The organism is Psychrobacter sp. P11G3 (assembly GCF_001435845.1).
Classification (GTDB): domain Bacteria; phylum Pseudomonadota; class Gammaproteobacteria; order Pseudomonadales; family Moraxellaceae; genus Psychrobacter.
On record NZ_CM003596.1, the window covers coordinates 869,814 to 888,515 of the forward strand.

Consider the following 18,702-nt stretch of genomic DNA (forward strand, 5'->3'; position numbering starts at 1 on the left):
AGAACATTTCGATATCACCTTTAACCTTGATTCAGTTAGGTTACAAGTTGATCGACAACAAGCTCAAACTTGATGTCAATAAAAACAACAACAGACTCATATCTAACCCCCTTTGCTGACGACAATAGCGCGATGGCCCCACCTGATCCCTTCCCGAACTCAGAAGTGAAACATCGTAGCGCCAATGGTAGTGTGGTTCGCCCATGTGAGAGTAGGTCATCGTCAGCTCTCTATTCTAGATAAATCCCCCGACATTAGCTTGTCGGGGGATTTTCTTTGTGTCTATCTTTTATTTCTAGTGACTTACGTAACAATGCCTATTTAAGGGTGAGCAAGGAGTAACGACTGTCTGGGAGAAAGTCGTCCGTAGCGCAAGACGGAAGGCTATGCCTGTAGATAGCTCTTGCTTTGCCTTAATGGCGCTTTTCTCGTTCGTCAGCTCTCTATTCTAGATAAAGCCCCCAATGCTCACGCGATGAGGGCTTTTCTTCGTCTGTAGATTGGTGCTGAAAAGCTACTAGTAATTGAGTTCATGAACTTTCCCTATGATAGTCAAATAAGACTCTTATACGAAAAATTTGTCTAGAAAATATATAAAATAACAGATCATGATACATGTTTCTTGTCGAATATAAATACGTTGTGATGAATTGCTTCATTAGTCTTTTGAATATTAAATGTTTTCTTATCTTCAGGTAATCGTAGTACTTTTGGTAGTCGTGCTATTGCCATTTTTTCATTAGCAATGGCATAGTGACGATAGTATTCATTTAAGATTTCATTGCAGTCAAATTCTACGTAAACAATATTATCATTATGTTTTTTAGCTAAATTTATTATGGACAGAAAAAACTCATTTTTCGCTTCATTTTTTGAATGTTCCACATCTTCTAAAGTATAATTTGGTGGGAAACCGACCTTTATTTTTTGCCAAATACTACCATTTTCCTTAGTTTCAAGATAAAATTTTAATTTTTCTTCTAATTGATTCAACTTTATCAGGTTCTGTTCAGTACTATCGAAAGCTTCCTTAACAATTGCAATTATTTCTTTAGAAGCATTAGTGAAATTTTTAATCTCAAATTTTTTATCCTCTAATGAATCATAAATCGTATCTAGAAAATATTTGAAACTAATTAGCCTGGCAATCATAATTTCTACATTAGAAGAGTATGTAGCGATAGGTCTTAATTGAAAGTTTTGGAGATTATCTATAAGTTTATTAAAAATTTTAGTCAAATAATAAAATAAATAGTATCGATCATCACTATCAGTGACTGCATTATTAATTATATTAGGTAATTTATTCAAAATCGAAATTGTGATTTGGTGCTCATAGTCATTCATACGCTTACTGATATGATACTCTGTCTCTTCGCCGTCTTTTTTCAATTCTTTTTTGAGTAGAGGTATAATTTGTGTCTTACAGAGATGTTGTGCTTCTGCTATAAATTTGATGATTGTGTCTGATACACCAGCATCCAAAGTGTATAGTCGACTTGTACAGTATTTAACGTGTCGTATATAACGTTCTTCATCTATAAGCTCTTTTCTAATGACAACGTGTGTCAGATATACAAATAAATCATTACTACCGCCATCTTCATGTAAAAAACGTTTAATAGAATAAGGATTTTGTCTTGATTTGTCGGCAATACCTATTAAAAACCAGTAACGCTCACTTTCAATGACAAAGAACTTTTTACGCTTTGCCTCTCTTTTTATAATATCGGGTAATTTGTCTTGTTCCTGAAAGTCTATATCAGTAGAATCCCATGCGCGAAAGTCTCGCCCCTGAATCTTTTGCTTAATAAATACTTCTTTAAAGTATGTTTTTACGATATCAGTATTTAAGTGCCTTATACCAGGTTGTACTATAAGATTTACATTATCGATCCAAAATGCTAAATCGTACAAAAATGCTTTTTTTATACTTTCACGACTTTTTTGGTCTAAAATATGATCACCTATATCAATACGGTTAAGATAATCGATCATCGCCTCTACTTTATCAGCAAGTTCAATAGCATCATATGAATCCGGCTTGGACTCAATAAATTTCAACATCTGTATAGCAATTGCTTTTAGCTCTCGATGACGAATTGCTGTTTTAGATAACAAACTTCTCAAATCATCTGGAATAATATAAGTAAAATTTGGGCTAATGTTCCTTTTTGATAATATTTTTTCGTACACACTTTTACGACTGGGTATATCGAGCTGCGGCAAAATACTGATAAGAATGGTTTTCCAGTTACCACCTAATGCTGGGTCTATCGATTTTAATTGATAAACTTGGTATTCTGAGAGCTCATACACATACATATTACTATTTCCTTTACAGAACTAATGTTTGCACAAATGCTCGCTATCTTATCATCTATCAAATAACTATCACAGCATCTTTATTTCTCAGGGAGCTAGTTTAATAAACTAAGGCAAGATTATGACCACCTCAAAAGTAACCTACCAAGGCAATTTACGCACCCAAGCTATCCATTTGCAGTCGAATAATCAAATTATCACTGATGCGCCGACGGACAATCATGGTAAGGGCGAAGCGTTTTCACCGACGGATTTGCTAGCGACCAGTTTGGGCAGTTGTATCTTAACAATTATTGGCATCAAAGCCGAAGCGATGGATATCGATATTTCAGGTACGACCGCAGAGGTCACCAAAGTCATGGCTGCCAAACCAAGGCGTGTGAGTGAAATACATGTCGTGGTCAATTTTTCAAAAGCATTGGACGAGAGCACCCTAAAGCGATTTTATAAAACTGCGTTGACCTGCCCAGTAGGCAATAGCTTGGATCCTGCGATTACTCAAAATCTAGTATTTAACAATGGCACAGAAGCCTAATATGTCCACTAAGACTTTACTCATCGTCGCTCATGCGCCATCGCCTAATACTCAGAAATTGGCGCAGGCAGCTTATGACGGTGCCAATCATCCTGATATAGATATCACTGTCATTTTGAAATCACCGCAGGATACGCAGCCTGAAGACGTGTTGGCTGCTGATGCGTTACTGCTAGGTACGACCGAAAATCTGGCGTATATGGCAGGGCTGACCAAGGACTTTTTTGATCGTTGCTACTATCCAGTGCTAGAAGAAAAGCAAGGCATGCCATTTGCGGTATATATACGCGCAGGGCATGATGGTACAGGTACCAAGCTCGCGCTCAAAACGATTACAACGGGGTTACGTTGGTCATGGATTCAAGAGGCGTTGATACTACAAGGCGATTGGCAAGATAGCTTTGCTGAGCAAGTAGAAGAGCTTGCTATGACGCTTGCCGCTGGGGTAGAGGCGGGTATCTACTAGTTGTGAGTTGTTTGGTAGTCACTAGGGCAATATAGACAGTGCTTGTTAATATACTGCTATCAATACTGAGAGCATAATAGACGGTTTGGGAGGATGGTGATGCATGACGATAATCTGGAGAGTGATAATCCAAATAATAAAGTAGATATTTCTGCATTGCCGTTTTCTCAAGCGTGTGAAAATAATAAACAGCCTATTCTAGAAGTACTTCAAACGGAGCTACAAGGCTTTAGTCATGTATTAGAAGTTGGCTCTGGAACGGGGCAGCATAGTGTTTACTTTGCGCCTAATCTGCCCGAGATACAGTGGCAAACTAGCGATGTCACTAGTAATCACCGTCATATCATTGCTTGGCACAATGCGTATCCTGCACCCAATCTATATTCACCATTAGCGTTTGATTTGGCGCATGACTCAGTACCTGTTAGTAGTCATTTAGATAGTGGTCATTTAAATAGCAGTTATGTAGACAAACCTTATGATGTGATATTTACGGCCAATACTTTGCATATTATTAGCTGGGCTTTGGTCGAGCGATTAATTGCATTGGCTGGTGATGCGTTACCTGTGGACGGTAAGTTGATTGTCTATGGCCCATTTAACGAAAATGGCAAATATACCAGTGAAGGTAATCAGCGATTTGATGCGATGTTGAGAGCAGGTAATCCTGATAGTGGCATTCGCGATAAAGAAGATGTCGTTAGTTTAGCAAATGCTCATCATTTACAACTTTCTAAAACGTATGCGATGCCTGCTAATAATCAACTACTGGTATTTCAGAAGCGCTAATTTTTTAAAGCGTTAGCAAAAACTGAATAAATAAAAAGACACCTTAATGGATCATTATTAGATCTTATTAAGGTGTCTTTTTGTTTGGGATTGCTTATATTATTACTTATTCAACTTGTGCTGCTAGGTTATTTATATTCTTCTGCTAAAAAATCCAAGTAGCGTTTCCAAGAGCGCTGATCGGCGCGAGCGTCATATCTATCGCTGCCAAATACGCTAAAGGCATGTGGCGCACCGCTGTAGGTAACCATTTCGTGAGGGACTTTGGCTGCTTCTAATGTCTTGCCCAAAGTGGCAAAGCTCTCAAGCGAGACAGATTGGTCAGCAGAACCGTGAAATACTAGGATTTCCCCCGTAGTGTTGTCATAACTTTGACCGGTTGGAATATCAAAGGCACCGTGGAAGGGTACAAAGGCTTTTTGCTCAAAACCTGAGCGTGCTAGCTCTAACGCGGCCGTACCGCCGAAACAATAACCCATGGTCGTGCCTTTGCGCACATCATTGCCTTGTAGTTGTCCTGCCGTTAATGCCCCTGCCAATATGCGACGCATTTTATTACGGTCATCATATAGCTCCCCAGTTAGGCGTTTGTTTTCTTCGATAGAAGTAGGGCGAATGCCTTGTCCAAACATATCGGCCGCCAATACGTTGTAGCCTTCAGCCGCTAACATATCAGCACGTTTGCGCTCATAGTCAGTTAGACCATCCCAATCATGAATTAATAAGATAAAAGGTGCGTTTGGCTTATCTGCCTTGGCGTAATAGCCTTCGTACGCTTTATCATCGACCGTATAGGTCACGTTTTTGGTCGTGATAGCAGCAGCCGTTTGACTGAACGTTAATGCCATTAGACCCATTGACGCGCCTACTAGCAATGAGTGATAAGGTTTTTTAGTTGGGGAGCTTAGAGTTGGTAACATGGTAGGTAGCCTTATAGTTATATAAGAAATAGTCGCATCGTCAAACCCATATAAACCCGCTACATCGTCATCCTCGCTAACCATACCAATGTATAACTTGCGCTCGGTTCTCTTGTATCGAAATTATCTGAATCCAATGATATAAAAAAGATAAATATAAGGCTAAAACCCTGCCAATTTATTTATCAATAGTCTCTAGTACTGCATAAAAAGCATACCTTAAAGAATAACTACATTACAAGATTCTATTGTTAACGTTTATGCACCTTTAAAACTATCTAAAGTAGTTGGTTTATAGCGTCTATAGACCTTAACCAAACATCAACAAGGTTTACTATATACGCAACTATATTTGACTTATTTTTTGGGTAGTATAAGTCCTAAGCCTATTATTCCTTTACGAATTTTAGTGCGGTATCAATTTAACGCTCGGCAATGCTGAAAACACAGATAAATAAATGACAGATGAAGTCACCACTATCTCAAAGGATATCAAACCTGTGTAGGCACTCTTTTAGTGATTTAAAAGAGCACTCTCAATCTATTAGCTAGGACTTTTTATGAATAATAATATCGATCATACGGACCCCGCCAAAGACATGAATACGGAACGTGGCAATGGTGGTGAAACCCATCAGCGCGCAGGTGACGACACTAAAGTATTAACCACTCAACAAGGTGTGGCAATCGCTGATAACCAAAACTCTCTAAAAGCAGGTTCACGTGGACCGACGCTGTTAGAGGATTTTGTATTACGTGAAAAAATCAATCATTTTGACCATGAGCGCATCCCTGAGCGTATCGTCCATGCTCGTGGTAGCGCAGCACATGGTTATTTTGAGCTGACAGAGTCACTAGAAGAATATACGACTGCCAAAGTGTTGACCGAAACAGGTAAGCAAACGCCATTATTTACGCGTTTCTCAACGGTAGCAGGTAACAAAGGTTCAAAAGATACGCCACGTGATGTGCGCGGTTTCGCTGTGAAAATGTATACGGAAGAAGGTAACTGGGACATCGTTGGTAACAACATGCCAATCTTCTTTATCCAAGATGCGATGAAGTTTCCAGATTTGATCCATGCGGTAAAACCAGAACCAGATCGTGGTTTCCCGCAAGCAGCTTCTGCTCATGATACGTTTTGGGATTTTGTCTCATTAAGTCCTGAAACCATGCACAATCTAATTTGGCTGATGAGTGATCGCGGTTTACCACGTAGCCTACGCATGATGGAAGGCTTTGGTATTCATAGCTATCGCTTAATCAATAAAGACGGTAAGAGTACCTTTGTACGTTTCCATTGGAAGCCAGTATTGGGCGTACAGTCAACCACATGGGATGAGGCAGTGAAAATCTCAGGTGCTGATCCTGACTATCATCGCCGCGACTTGTTTGAGTCAATCAACAACGGTGACTATCCTGAGTGGGAGTTTGGCGTACAGTTATTTACTGAAGAAGAAGCCAACGAATTCCCATTTGACCATCTCGATGCGACCAAACTGATTCCAGAAGAATTGGTGCCAGTGAAAGTCGTGGGTAAGATGGTATTGAACCGCTATCCAGATAATTTCTTTGCAGAGACTGAGCAAGTAGCATTCTGCCCATCGCATCTGCCACCGGGTGTTGATTTCAGTAATGACCCATTATTACAAGGTCGTTTGTTCAGTTATCTAGACACTCAGCTATCACGTCTAGGCTCGCCAAACTTTGCCCAGATTCCTATTAATGCGCCAAAATGTCCGTTTGCTAACAATCAGCAAGATGGTCATATGCAGATGCAAGTGCCAAAGACGCGTGTACTCTATGAGCCACAAAGCCTAGATCCAACTCGTCCTCGTGAAAGCGCTAAACGTGGCTTTAACTCATTCCATGAGCAACTAGATGATGGTGTAAAAGGCCGCGTACGTGACGAGAGCTTTGCCGATCATTATAGCCAGCCACGTATGTTCTACCGTAGTCAGACAGCAACTGAGCAAGCCCATATTGCAACCGCTTATGCGTTTGAGCTAGGTAAAGTAGATACAGCCCATGTGCGTACGCGTATGCTTAGCCATTTGATTCATATTGACGAAGACTTGGCCAATCGCGTAGCAACGGCACTGGGTATGGAACTACCAGAGCCAGCTGACGCAGCTGCACCGGTGCAAGACTTGGGAACCTCTAAAGCGGTACAAACTATTGGCCTAACGCCTGATAGCCTAAAAGGTCGTATGATTGGTATTTTGGTTGCAGAAGGTTCTAATAGTAGTGAAGTTAAGAAGTTCGAAGATGCTGCTAAAGCGCAAGGTGCTAGCGTCAAGATTGTAGCGCCTAACAAAGAAGTCGTATTGGATGATGGTACACGCATACAAGCTGATGAGCGCCTTGCTGGTGGTCCGTCAGTGATGTTTGATGCCGTCGTTAGTATCATCATGCCTGACCAAGCTAAAAAGCTCGCAAAAGACAGCTCAGCATTAGATTGGTTTAACGATGCGTACAATCATTGCAAAGCCATCGCATATTGCGGTGCGACTGATGAATTTATCTTAAGTAAACTACCAGTTGAAAAAGATGAGTTTGTGACGCCATTGGCTGAGCTAGATGCCTTTATCAGCAATGCTAAGTCTCGTCTATGGGAACGTGAGCCAAAGGTTCGTGATCTTGCATAGTCGATAAGTAGGTAATTTACGAATTATCTAAAATGATAAATAAGATACTAAATATCTCCTTAAACCCAGCCTAAGTGCTGGGTTTTTGCTTTTTGCTAATAAAGTAAGAATTGTCATGGCATGGATAGAACCGTACATCCGGTTATTAATAGTGAGTTGTCTATGGTTAGTTATTAGCCGCATCGTCTCTGTATGTCGCATTACTCTTGTATATAGTCACAAGCGTTCACTCAAAGTCGTTTTATTTATCGTGACGGGCGCTATACTAAAGATTGGCTATAAAACTGAACAAAAGCCTCACAATAATAATGACGAATGAGGTAGGGAACACCAATGAGTCTATGTGAAATTGTACGTTTAGAAGGATATATTCAAAGTAGTTATCTGGCATTATATCCAGATAAAATAATGCTGTTAGATGGTTGCTGCCGTGCTGATGTACCGATGGTGCTCGACTATATTAAGACAACGTTAAAACGACCCATCACCGACCTAAAAGTAGTAGTGGTCACGCATATGCATCCGGATCATGCAGGCGGTGCGAATAAATTTCGAGAAAAGACTGGCTGTCTGATTGTCTCAGCGGATGAAAAAAAGCAGTGGTATAGCGGTATTGGCGGGCACACGATGCACTTCGTAGATATACATCTAGGATATTATGTGGCCAGACGTCAAGGTAAACCATTTAAAAACCTATATTACTCGGCAAGTCTGAAACCGGATATCACCGTCACAGATGGTGAGCTTGTGCCAAAGTTCGATGAATGGCAAGTATTAGAGACGCCAGGTCATACGGATCGTGATTTATCATTGTTTCACCTGCCCAGTCGCGAAGTATACACTGCTGATTTAATCATTAAGTTGCGCCACAAGTTTGTAGCGCCATTTCCTGTCTATTACCCTAAAGACTATGTCCAATCGTTAAAAAAAATCAGGGCATTGCAACCGTCAATGGTGATGATGGCACATGGTCGAGAGCTGGCGATGAGTGAGGCAGAGTTTGATGAGTTTATCGCTCATGCGCCCAAGCATCCACGTACCATCAAAGATACGATCAGACATAAACTACTATGGCGCAAGAGAGATAACTTTCGACTGTTTAAACGCAAGCATAATAAATAGAGGTATATAAAAGTTAAGAAACTAATAGCTAAAAAACAACGTTTAAAAAGCCCAGACGAAAAAAAGCCCAGTTACTAAGATAGTAACTGGGCTTTCTAAATATGGTGGGCTGTCCGCGACTCGAACGCGGGACCAATTGATTAAAAGTCAACTGCTCTACCAACTGAGCTAACAGCCCTGAAGAGTATATAAAAAAGCGATGCTTTTTAACTCTGCAAGAGAAAATTCTAACTAAAGAACTTTCTAAAACTAAACATCTTAATGATGTCTTTTAAACTTATCTTTATCAGTCTACTACCGGATAGGGCAGAACGATTAATAAAGATTAAACTAAATATGGTGGGCTGTCCGCGACTCGAACGCGGGACCAATTGATTAAAAGTCAACTGCTCTACCAACTGAGCTAACAGCCCTAACGTTTAAAGTGTTTGTATCCCTAAACGTGAGAGCACATTATATATATTATTATGACAATTACAACCCCACATGATAAAAAAAGTGTAATTCTCTTATAAAATTGCCAATTTATTCCAGTTTATTTAAATTTTTGCCATTATATCGATATTGACTGCTCTATTTCTGGCTAAAGCGAGTCAATAATCGATTATTAGTCTCGAGAAAGTGCTTCAACAGGATCTAATTTGGCAGCATTACGTGCTGGCAAGAATCCAAATACCACACCAATTAACGTCGAACAAACAAAAGCGGCAATAATAGAGGTTGATGAATAGATAACTTTGAAATTATCACCGCCCACACTATTAATCAGCTCACCAATGGCAAAGGCCAGTCCGATACCAATCAGTCCCCCTAAAATACAGACCAAAACGGCCTCAATGAGGAACTGCTGCATGATATCGCTCTGACGCGCGCCCACTGCCATACGTACGCCAATCTCGTTGGTACGTTCGGTGACAGAGACTAGCATGATGTTCATGACCCCAATACCGCCGACGATCAATGAAATAACCGCGACTGATGAAATAAGCAGGGTCATCGTGCCCGTCGTCGACTCGATCGTTTGACGGATAGAGTCTGAATTGCGCAACTCAAAGTCATCTTTACCATGGCGACTCTCTATTAAGTCAGAGATGGCCGTCTCTGCGGCGCTAGAAGAGATACTGTCATCTAACAACGCTACAAAGCGGTCGATATTGGTACTACCCGTGACGCGCGACATCACCGTCGTATAAGGCATATAGATAGTAGGCGTCGTCACACTGGGGCCAAAGCCACCATCACTCTCTTCGAGGACGCCAATCACGCGCCCAGGCACACTACCAACCAGTATCACTTCACCGATAGGATTATCAATATCTGAGAAAAAGGTCTGCTTAGCATTGTCATCGATGATGATATCTTGACTACGTAATGTGACGCTTTTTGCATCAAACCCTTGGCCCAATGCCAATGTCTCACCAGTGACGGTTAGATAGTCTTCGCCAACGCCGTTGACGGTAGCGTCCTCTTGTATACTACGATAGCGCACGCTAGAGTTAGCATTTACCTGAGGGCTAACGCTGATAATATAGGGCTGATTGCCGACCGCTTCTGCATCTTCTGGCGTCAAATTGTCATCGTTATAGCGGCGTCTAGGGTCGCCTCTAGGGTAGCCATCATTGACGGTAATGGTATTAGTACCTAACGAGCTGATATTGGCTAGGATTTGCTGCTGAGAGCCTTGTCCAAGACCTACGATAGATACAACCGCAGCGATACCGATGATAATGCCGAGCATAGTCAGTAGGGTACGCATCTTATGCGCACGCATGGCAAGCAAAGACATTTTAAACGCTTCAAGCAGTCGATCAATAAAGCTACCAAAGGCACTTTTACGGTGCTCGCCAAGGATAGACTCTGGTTTTTTGTCGGTGTGCTTATAATGCTCAGTTTGATAGTCAGCGATGACATAGCCGTCTTTTAGCTCAATCACACGCTCCGCTTGTGCCGCCAGCTTTGGATCATGAGTGACCATGATAATGGTATGACCTTGTGCGCTGAGGTCATGCAAAATCGCCATGACGTCTTCGCCAGATTTACTATCTAGGGCACCCGTTGGCTCATCTGCCAAGATCACGTCACCACCATTCATCAGTGCACGAGCAACAGAAACGCGCTGTTGCTGTCCACCTGAGAGCTGATTGGGACGGTTGTTGACCTTATTGCCAAGGCCGAGGTCAGTTAGTAGCTTTTCAGCACGATTGGTGCGTGCCTCGGTATCCATGCCTGCATACACGGCAGGGACGGCGACGTTGTCTTTGGCACTAATATCACCAAGCAAATGATAGCGCTGAAAAATAAAACCAAAATGCTCACGGCGCAGCTCAGCCAATTGATCGGCATCAAGCTTACGGGCAGATTGACCATAAATCTTATAATCGCCAGCAGTGGCTTGATCTAGACAGCCTAAGATATTCATCAAGGTGGACTTACCAGAGCCTGATTGTCCAATGATAGCAACCATCTCACCTTGATTGATGGTTAGATTGATGTCATGCAAGACACGAATGGTTTGCTCACCAGCAGGGAACTCTCTGATAATGCCAGACAACTCCATAATAGGCTTGCCTGGTGCAGGGTGATTAACGGTATTGGTTTTTGCCGGATTATTTAAGTTATCTGAGTTGTTTGAAGGGGTAGCAGAAATGTGTGACCCTAAGTTTTGAGCCGTGCTACTTTCAGAGCTATCTTCAGTCGACGGTTTAGGAGATTGAGATATAGTCATAGCAGTGTCTTTAATAAAGGCTAATAAGCGTTATAGTGTTGTTATGAAAGGGCTGCTATGTTTAACAAGCCCTTTTTTATTCAACATAGTCAAAGAGCAAGTTACATTCGAGGTCCACCAGGGATACGGCCGCTACCTGATTTCTTACCGCTTTCTTCACTGATGATTACTTCTTCCCCTTCTTTCAAACCGCTTAAGATTTGCGCATTTACTCGGTTATCGATACCGACTTCTACAGTACGCTCTTCTACGGTTCCATCCTCTTTTAGTACACGTACAAACTTGCCAGTGGCTGCTTTGCCTTTTTCTTTACCTTTAGATCGTTTTTCTTGTATCACTGTTGAAGGTACTAACAGGGCGTTTTTGGCTTCATTGACGATGATATAAATCTGCGCGGTCATATCAATGCGGAATAAGCGGTCAGGGTTCGGCACTTCTACGTAGCCGACATAATAGATCGCAGCGTCTGTTGAGCTGGTGCTACTGATTTGCTCTGGGGCAGGCTCGATAGCAGTCAACGTTGCATCATACTGCTGATCTGGATTACCGATAATATTGAAATAAGCAGGCATACCAGCACTGACATTGATAACGTCAGCTTCCGAGATTTGCGCATTAATACGTACGGTCGATAAATCTGCTAGCGTCACCAATGTTGGTGCCGTTTGATTGGCGTTAACCGTAGTGCCTTGCTCAGTGGTAATAGAAACAACGGTACCTGATATCGGGGCGCGAATCGTGGTATAGCTCAAATCTTCTTCAGCAGTACTGACGTTGGTTCGTGATTTGCGTAATGCTGCTTGCTGACTGTTGATATTGGCTTCAGTGGTCGCAATTGCAGCTTTTGCTGTATCGATAGCCGCACGCGCATTGGCAACGGCTGCTTTTGCGGTCTCAACACTGGTCGCTTGCGTGTCGTATTCTTGCTGCGAGATAGCATCGATAGCGACTAAGTCTTGCAAGCGTGCAAAATCAGACTGTGCTTGTTTGAGCTCAGACTGACGGCTGGCAAGATCGGCATAGGCACTTTTCAGACTGGCTTGTTTGCTTAACGATTCTGCTTGCGCACTTTGTAGCGCGGCTTCGCTTTGTTCAAGACTGGCTTGTTCATTGCTCAGGCTGTTCTTCTGAGTCACTTGATCAATCTGCGCAATCAAATCGCCTTGTTTGACTTCGTCACCGACTTCAACGTACAGGCGTTTTACTTCACCAGATACCTGTGCCCCTACATCGACGGTATTTAACGCTTTTACTTTACCAGACGCCATGACATTGTTTTCAATATCACCGACTTCAACGGTTGCGGTTAGGTAGTTAGGTGTGGTTTCTTCTGGTTTCAAAAAAGTATAGGCCAAAGCCCCTAATGCTACGATAATTAAGGTGATGACACCCCATTTTATAGCAGACTTTTTACTTATTTTGCGCATGACAACAATCCAATCACAATTAAATCAAGTCTAGATATAGTAGAGACTTCATCTACAAAAGGGAATGGAAATTAGTTTACGAAAGGTTAAGGTAGCCAAGAATAGAGTTAGGTACAGAAAAGAGACGCTTACTAACAATCAATAAAACGGAGATTATAGGAGAACAAGATAGGGTAGTAGAATCTGGATTTATAGCGTTTAAATGTATAAATCAGTAAGAAAAACGTATAAATCAGTAAGAAAAACGTATAAATCAGTAAGAAAAACGTATAAATCAGTAAGAAAAACGTATAAATCAGTAAGAGAAGAAGTGGATAACTTGTTAATAAGAGAAACAATAAAAGGTGGTGAGAAGCGGTTCAGTCTTAGCGCATCGCAAATAAACGCTTACCTGCGAGCTCTAGTGCTGCTTGTAATAATAGCTCCCATGCTGGCTGACGAATAAGTCCTTTAATAGCTTGGTCACAGCGGTAAAGCAAGGCAGGCCATTCGCTCGTTTGTTGTTTTGACTGACGGCGGCAGGCTTGTTGATACAATCCTTGTTTACTACGCCAAATGCCTAATGCTTGCGGGTCTTGACCATCCATAAGTTGAATGATTTGACGCATGTCTTTGCTAATAGCCCAGAGTACTAAAGTAGTGGGCTCATCGGTCGACTTTAGCTGAAACATGATTTTGGCGACCTGCGTACTATTACCCGCGAGCATCGCATCAGATAAATCAAACACGCTAAATTGAGCATCGCTGACCAACGCTGCTTGTAGGTCTGCAATATCCAATGCCACATTATTCGCAGGTTGTGAAAAGCTATTAGATTGTTCGGTGCTATTGTCATTAGCACTATCTTCACTAGTACTGTTATTAGCAACTAGCTGCGGTGCAAACAGATAAGACAACCGCCATAGGGTTTGATAAGCACTTAGCAAATGATGCTCAGTGTGTGACATGAGTAGCTGCCACGCTTCTTGAGACAGTCGTAAGCCAAACTTCTGAGCTTGTATTTGTAGTAGCTGTTGGCGCTGCTGCTCATTGTATAAATTGCAATCGATGACATTGCCGTATTGCGCAAAAGGAGCAAACCATTTGCTGCTCTGGCTGCGTTTGTCTTGCTTAGGTGTGAGCCACAACACACTATGACCGTGTGTGCCAGCTTGTGCCTCGACCGCAAAATGTTCCAGCTCGGCGATAACTGCTTTGTCAGGTTTATGGTTACCCGTCACGATTAAGGCACTGGCATCATCGAATAGAGACTGACTGCCAAGCTCTGACAGTACTTCTTGCCAGCTCTTGACGGAAATTAGCTCTATACGTTTGATTGCATAGTTCTGTGCGCGCCAGTGTGGACGCAGCGCATCTATTAACCATTGACTCAGCAGTGGCTCGTCACCGTGCGCCAGCCACAAGCCGGCTACCGCAACGGAAGGCTGCAGTAGTTTTGGATAGGCTTTTATGAAAGTATCTTGCATAGCGTGGTGTTACACAGGTTGATGAGCAGGTAATACCAATTCCAAAAATATGATCAGCAGTGTCAAGCTAGCCGAGTTTACTAGTACTTACGCTCGCTTAGTTTGCTACTCATTCTTCTAGAAATGGTATCGTTTGATAATCAGAACGACTAACTATTCCGGTTGTGGTACGACGACAACGGTTGGTGTCACACCTTTATTCATCTGCACAGATGGTTTGGCAGCAGGTGCGACTTTTGGAAGCGAGATTGCGACATACTGGTCAGTGATACGGCGAGCTAAAGTATCATAGAGCCAATCGCGAGTCTGATCGCCTTGCTGATCGTCAGTACTAACAGATGCTTCGTTGTACTGATAGCTTCGCTCGACTTGAATGGGGTTGCTCAGTGTTACAGGCTTACCATTTTCCATCGTTTGATAGCTGACATCTGCTGATAGTACCAAGCGAATCTCTGTTAATACGCCAACCAATTCGTAACGCTTAAAACGTACATTACGGATGTCGATAGCGGCAATAGACTCAGCCCCTGCCTGTTGGTTATTACGAGCAACTGCTTCCGAGCTCATATTATCAATAACGTCGACACCTAACGTCTTTAGGCGCCGCGTCAATGGTAGTTTCAGCGGGAATGAGGTGCGATTGTCTTCGATAATGACCGCTGTTTTTTCGACGTCAAGCAGCATCGCTGAGTCGTAGCCACGCAGCTGAAAGCCGCAGCCGCTAAGAGTTGCCGCTGCACCTACCACGGTGAACATTGGCAGCGTGGCAAGTAATACTGCTCCGAGCTTTTGGCCATGGGACTTTTTGTTAGCTAGGCTATGTGCGCTTAATTCTGGTTGCGCCTGCTCGGCTCGATGCTTGTATGACATAAACGCTATCCTCATATGATAAGAAGGCTTAGAGCACTAAGCCTAAAATACTTAGCTCAAGATACCTCAGCCTACAACCACGATGTTAACCAGTTTGTTAGGAACGACGATTTCTTTTTTGATCTCGCCTGTGATGAATTTTGCCACGCTTTCCATGGTGCGAGCTTGCTCTTTTAGCTGCTCAGGATCGCTGTTCGGTGCGACATCCATCTTACCACGCATTTTACCATTGACCTGTACCACCATCGTGATCATGTCCTGTACCAGCGCACTTTCGTCCACGGTTGGGTAGTCCAACGTTAAAGTATCAAGACCCAACTGCTCAAGCAGATGCTCGCCAACGTGCGGCGCGTATACAGATAGCATAATCAGCAGATTGGTCAATGCTTCGTGTTTGACGTGTAGCTCTTGCTCATTACTCGCGTTAAAGCCAGTCAGCTCATTGGCAAGCTCCATCAGGCTTGATACTGGCGTGTTCAATGCCAGACGATCACCCAAATCACTATCAATCTTAGCAATTGTTTCGTGCGTTTTACGGCGTAAGTTTTTGGCTTCTTTGCTTAGACCGTCTGTGTTCAATGTAGCACTGTTAAGCGTATCAATGCTGATATTAGCGGCTGTTAGCGCTTGCATGTGGTCGGTTGCAATGCGCCATACTTTTTTCACAAAGTTATAAGGGCCTTTTAGCGCGTCATCTGACCATTCAAGCGTTTGATCCGCAGGCGCAGTAAATAGCGTATATAGACGAACCGTATCAGCACCATATTTATCAATGGTTAGCTGTGGATCTACGCCGTTGTTCTTTGACTTCGACATTTTTTCGATTTTACCAATCGTCACTGGCTGGCCGTCTGACTTCAAGATAGCTTTAATGGGTTGACCGCGTTCGTTGAAGTCAATATCGATATCTTCTGCAAAGTAGTAGGTCGTACTGCCATCCGCATTGACGCGGTAGAACGTACCAGCAAGCACCATGCCTTGGGTCATTAGATTGGCAAATGGCTCGTCGCCTGTGACTAAGTTTTCGTCGCGCATCAGCTTGTGGAAGAAGCGTGCATACAATAGATGCATCACCGCATGCTCGACACCGCCAACGTATTGATCGACTGGCAACCATTTGTTAGCAGCAGACTTGTTGACCATGTTTTGTGCGTCATTTGGGCTAGCAAAACGTGCATAGTACCAGCTTGACTCTACGAATGTGTCAAAGGTATCGGTCTCACGCTCAGCAGGGTTGCCACATTTAGGACAAGTAGTATTAACAAATTCTGGTATATTTTTAAGTGGATTACCTCGACCATCAGGTACGACGTCGGTTGGCAATACAACTGGTAGGTCTTGCTCTTCAACAGGCACCGTACCACAATGCTCACAATTGATCATTGGGATAGGGCAGCCCCAATAGCGCTGGCGAGAAACCCCCCAATCACGTAGGCGATACTGGATCTTTTTCTTAGCCAGCTCTTTTGGCTCAAGCTTGGCTAGCATGGCTTCAAACGCTTGCTCAAAGTCTAGACCGTCAAACTCACCTGAATTAACCAAGGTATTGCGCTCGGTATAAGCAAGATTCACTTCACTATCGTTCGCTTTGGCATCTGCTTTTAGCTCGTCAAAATAACCGTCAGGCACATTGATGACTCGCTTGATCGGTAGGTTGTACTTCACCGCAAATTCATAATCACGCTCATCATGAGCTGGTACCGCCATGACCGCACCTGAGCCGTAGCTCATCAGTACATAGTTAGCGACCCAAACTGGCACTTCCTCACCAGTTAGAGGATGAGTGACGGTTAGACCTGTATCCATACCGATTTTTTCAGCTTTGGCCAAATCTGCTTCAGCTACTGAGCCTTTTTTACAAAGCGCACAGAATTGAGCGATTGCGTCATCTTGCTCAGAAGCATACTGTGCAAGTGGATGCTCTGCGGCAACAGCGACATAAGTCACACCCATCAACGTATCAGGACGAGTGGTGAACACATCTAAGGTGTTTTCTTCACCAGCAAGCTCATAAGGGAAGTGCACTTCCATACCAGCACTACGACCAATCCAGTTACGCTGCATGGTCAGGACTTCAGATGGCCAGTGACCTTCTAGTTGATCCAAATCATCCAATAGCTCATCAGCATAGTCAGTGATGTTGAAGTAATACATTGGGATGTCGCGTTTTTCGACCGCAGCACCACTACGCCAGCCTTTACCATCGATGACTTGCTCGTTTGCTAAGACAGTGTTGTCAACAGGATCCCAGTTGACCGTCGATAGCTTTTTGTAGACTAGGCCTTTTTTGTACAATTGCAAAAATAACCACTGCTCCCACTGATAATACTCAGGGCTACAAGTAGCAAACTCACGTGACCAGTCAATAGACAGGCCTAGTAATTTAAGCTGCGCACGCATACTGTCAATATTGGCAAATGTCCATGCCGCAGGTGGCGTTTGATTGGCAATTGCTGCGTTTTCAGCTGGCAAGCCAAAACCATCCCAGCCCATTGGCTGCATGACTTCATAGCCCTTGAGACGATAATAACGGCTCAATACGTCAGAAATCGTATAGTTACGTACGTGGCCCATATGCAGCTTGCCACTTGGATAAGGGAACATCGACAGCATGTAACGACTTGGCTTGTCGCTTGGCTCATTGCTTACTTCAAAGCGCTTGTCAGTGGCCCATTTGGTTTGCTGCGCGGCTTCTATCGCTTGTGGGTTATAATAGTTGTTTTCTGTTTGGTCTGCTGTCACGGCATTGCTCATAGTCGGCTCGAAATTGGTTGATACTGATTTGTTTGATACTGATCAAAATAGGTGGAATTTGACAATGCCATAGCATAGCGTAATTTGGCGAAAATTGCGACGATATGATGCAGTTGCTTACTAGGTTTGACGATTAAAAGTAATGCATTCTCTATATCTAGTCAGCCTTAGGTATAATAGACAAATTAATGAATATTTATGAGGATTTATCATGACCATCACCATTTACGGTATCAAGTCTTGTAGCACGATGAAAAAAGCGTTCACTAAGCTAGACGATTTAGATGTCAGCTATGATTTTCATGATTATAAGAAACAAGGTATCAATAAAGAAACAGTACAGCGCTGGGTAAATGAGCTAGGTATCGAAAAAGTGCTCAATAAGCGTGGTACGACATGGCGCAAGCTAGACGACAGTCAAAAGCAAGCAGCTGATGCTAGTGTAGACACCGCGATAGGTTTACTCGTGGAAAACACCAGTATGATTAAACGTCCGATTGTAGAAGGTCAGTCGGCAGATAAAGATCAAGCAGTATTACTATGCGGCTTCGATGAAACGGAGTTTGATAAAGTTTTTTCGTAAATTTGAGCTATAAAAATTAAGCCAGTCTCATTATTAAAGATAAAACTGCACAAAAAAGCCCGAGCGCTTATA

At 42.9% G+C, this 18,702-nt stretch carries 13 protein-coding genes, 2 tRNA genes and 1 rRNA gene; 7 read left to right on the forward strand and 9 right to left on the reverse strand.

Annotated features, from left to right (window positions below; genetic code table 11):
- Positions 1–114 precede the first annotated feature (114 nt).
- A 5S ribosomal RNA gene (rrf, locus tag AK824_RS03665) occupies positions 115–228 on the forward strand.
- Between the two features lie 378 nt (positions 229–606).
- On the opposite strand, the gene AK824_RS03670 is transcribed toward rrf, so the two are convergent.
- Positions 607–2,325, reverse strand: a complete 1,719-nt coding sequence (locus AK824_RS03670) for a hypothetical protein (protein WP_057758891.1) — start codon at positions 2,323–2,325, stop codon at positions 607–609.
- Between the two features lie 121 nt (positions 2,326–2,446).
- Between AK824_RS03670 and AK824_RS03675 the strand changes: the two genes are divergently transcribed.
- From AK824_RS03675 to AK824_RS03685, 3 genes are all read left to right on the forward strand, one after another.
- On the forward strand, positions 2,447–2,860 hold the full coding sequence (locus AK824_RS03675) for an OsmC family protein (RefSeq protein WP_057758892.1): 414 nt from the start codon (positions 2,447–2,449) through the stop codon (positions 2,858–2,860).
- 1 nt (position 2,861) lies between these two features.
- On the forward strand, positions 2,862–3,326 hold the full coding sequence (locus AK824_RS03680) for a flavodoxin family protein (protein ID WP_057758894.1): 465 nt from the start codon (positions 2,862–2,864) through the stop codon (positions 3,324–3,326).
- Positions 3,327–3,425: 99 nt separating this feature from the next.
- Complete coding sequence (locus tag AK824_RS03685) at positions 3,426–4,115, forward strand: DUF938 domain-containing protein (RefSeq protein ID WP_057758896.1); 690 nt, start codon at positions 3,426–3,428, stop codon at positions 4,113–4,115.
- 128 nt (positions 4,116–4,243) lie between these two features.
- Here AK824_RS03685 and AK824_RS03690 read toward each other — a convergent pair whose 3' ends face one another.
- The gene (locus AK824_RS03690; RefSeq protein ID WP_057758898.1) at positions 4,244–5,035 is read right to left on the reverse strand and encodes a dienelactone hydrolase family protein; all 792 of its coding nucleotides are present in this window, start codon (positions 5,033–5,035) and stop codon (positions 4,244–4,246) included.
- A 560-nt stretch (positions 5,036–5,595) separates the two neighbouring features.
- Here AK824_RS03690 and AK824_RS03695 point away from each other — a divergent pair.
- Positions 5,596–7,683: a catalase gene (locus AK824_RS03695; RefSeq protein ID WP_057758900.1), complete on the forward strand. Its 2,088-nt coding sequence runs from the start codon at positions 5,596–5,598 to the stop codon at positions 7,681–7,683.
- Positions 7,684–8,016: 333 nt separating this feature from the next.
- Positions 8,017–8,805, forward strand: a complete 789-nt coding sequence (locus tag AK824_RS03700; protein WP_057758902.1) for an MBL fold metallo-hydrolase — start codon at positions 8,017–8,019, stop codon at positions 8,803–8,805.
- A gap of 102 nt (positions 8,806–8,907) precedes the next feature.
- Here AK824_RS03700 and AK824_RS03705 read toward each other — a convergent pair.
- The 7 genes from AK824_RS03705 to leuS form a co-directional block, all read right to left on the reverse strand.
- A tRNA-Lys gene (locus AK824_RS03705) sits at positions 8,908–8,983 on the reverse strand.
- A gap of 159 nt (positions 8,984–9,142) precedes the next feature.
- Positions 9,143–9,218 (reverse strand) — tRNA-Lys (locus AK824_RS03710).
- A 194-nt stretch (positions 9,219–9,412) separates the two neighbouring features.
- The gene (locus tag AK824_RS03715) at positions 9,413–11,362 is read right to left on the reverse strand and encodes a MacB family efflux pump subunit (RefSeq protein ID WP_057762377.1); all 1,950 of its coding nucleotides are present in this window, start codon (positions 11,360–11,362) and stop codon (positions 9,413–9,415) included.
- Between the two features lie 269 nt (positions 11,363–11,631).
- A complete protein-coding gene (locus tag AK824_RS03720; protein ID WP_057758904.1) occupies positions 11,632–12,957 on the reverse strand; it encodes an efflux RND transporter periplasmic adaptor subunit in 1,326 nt (441 codons plus the stop codon).
- Between the two features lie 365 nt (positions 12,958–13,322).
- The gene (locus AK824_RS03725; protein WP_057758906.1) at positions 13,323–14,423 is read right to left on the reverse strand and encodes a DNA polymerase III subunit delta; all 1,101 of its coding nucleotides are present in this window, start codon (positions 14,421–14,423) and stop codon (positions 13,323–13,325) included.
- A gap of 153 nt (positions 14,424–14,576) precedes the next feature.
- On the reverse strand, positions 14,577–15,293 hold the full coding sequence (locus tag AK824_RS03730) for an LPS-assembly lipoprotein LptE (protein WP_082624563.1): 717 nt from the start codon (positions 15,291–15,293) through the stop codon (positions 14,577–14,579).
- A 66-nt stretch (positions 15,294–15,359) separates the two neighbouring features.
- Positions 15,360–18,047 (reverse strand): leucine--tRNA ligase, encoded by a 2,688-nt coding sequence (leuS, locus tag AK824_RS03735; RefSeq protein ID WP_057758908.1) that lies wholly within the window; start codon positions 18,045–18,047, stop codon positions 15,360–15,362.
- Positions 18,048–18,258: 211 nt separating this feature from the next.
- Here leuS and AK824_RS03740 point away from each other — a divergent pair, with 211 nt between their 5' ends.
- Positions 18,259–18,630, forward strand: coding sequence for an arsenate reductase (locus AK824_RS03740; RefSeq protein ID WP_057758910.1), 372 nt, complete (start codon positions 18,259–18,261; stop codon positions 18,628–18,630).
- The last annotated feature ends 72 nt before the right edge of the window (positions 18,631–18,702 follow it).

What these genes read in the sequence shown, in the direction of transcription:
- AK824_RS03700 (WP_057758902.1), top strand. Translation starts at nt 8,017, where the DNA reads ATGAGTCTATGTGAAATTGTACGTTTAGAAGGATATATTCAAAGTAGT.
- AK824_RS03720 (WP_057758904.1), bottom strand. Translation starts at nt 12,957, where the DNA reads ATGCGCAAAATAAGTAAAAAGTCTGCTATAAAATGGGGTGTCATCACC.
- AK824_RS03740 (WP_057758910.1), top strand. Translation starts at nt 18,259, where the DNA reads ATGACCATCACCATTTACGGTATCAAGTCTTGTAGCACGATGAAAAAA.
- AK824_RS03695 (WP_057758900.1), top strand. Translation starts at nt 5,596, where the DNA reads ATGAATAATAATATCGATCATACGGACCCCGCCAAAGACATGAATACG.
- AK824_RS03730 (WP_082624563.1), bottom strand. Translation starts at nt 15,293, where the DNA reads ATGTCATACAAGCATCGAGCCGAGCAGGCGCAACCAGAATTAAGCGCA.
- AK824_RS03725 (WP_057758906.1), bottom strand. Translation starts at nt 14,423, where the DNA reads ATGCAAGATACTTTCATAAAAGCCTATCCAAAACTACTGCAGCCTTCC.
- AK824_RS03680 (WP_057758894.1), top strand. Translation starts at nt 2,862, where the DNA reads ATGTCCACTAAGACTTTACTCATCGTCGCTCATGCGCCATCGCCTAAT.
- AK824_RS03675 (WP_057758892.1), top strand. Translation starts at nt 2,447, where the DNA reads ATGACCACCTCAAAAGTAACCTACCAAGGCAATTTACGCACCCAAGCT.
- AK824_RS03690 (WP_057758898.1), bottom strand. Translation starts at nt 5,035, where the DNA reads ATGTTACCAACTCTAAGCTCCCCAACTAAAAAACCTTATCACTCATTG.
- AK824_RS03685 (WP_057758896.1), top strand. Translation starts at nt 3,426, where the DNA reads ATGCATGACGATAATCTGGAGAGTGATAATCCAAATAATAAAGTAGAT.
- leuS (WP_057758908.1), bottom strand. Translation starts at nt 18,047, where the DNA reads ATGAGCAATGCCGTGACAGCAGACCAAACAGAAAACAACTATTATAAC.
- AK824_RS03715 (WP_057762377.1), bottom strand. Translation starts at nt 11,362, where the DNA reads ATGGAGTTGTCTGGCATTATCAGAGAGTTCCCTGCTGGTGAGCAAACC.
- AK824_RS03670 (WP_057758891.1), bottom strand. Translation starts at nt 2,325, where the DNA reads ATGTATGTGTATGAGCTCTCAGAATACCAAGTTTATCAATTAAAATCG.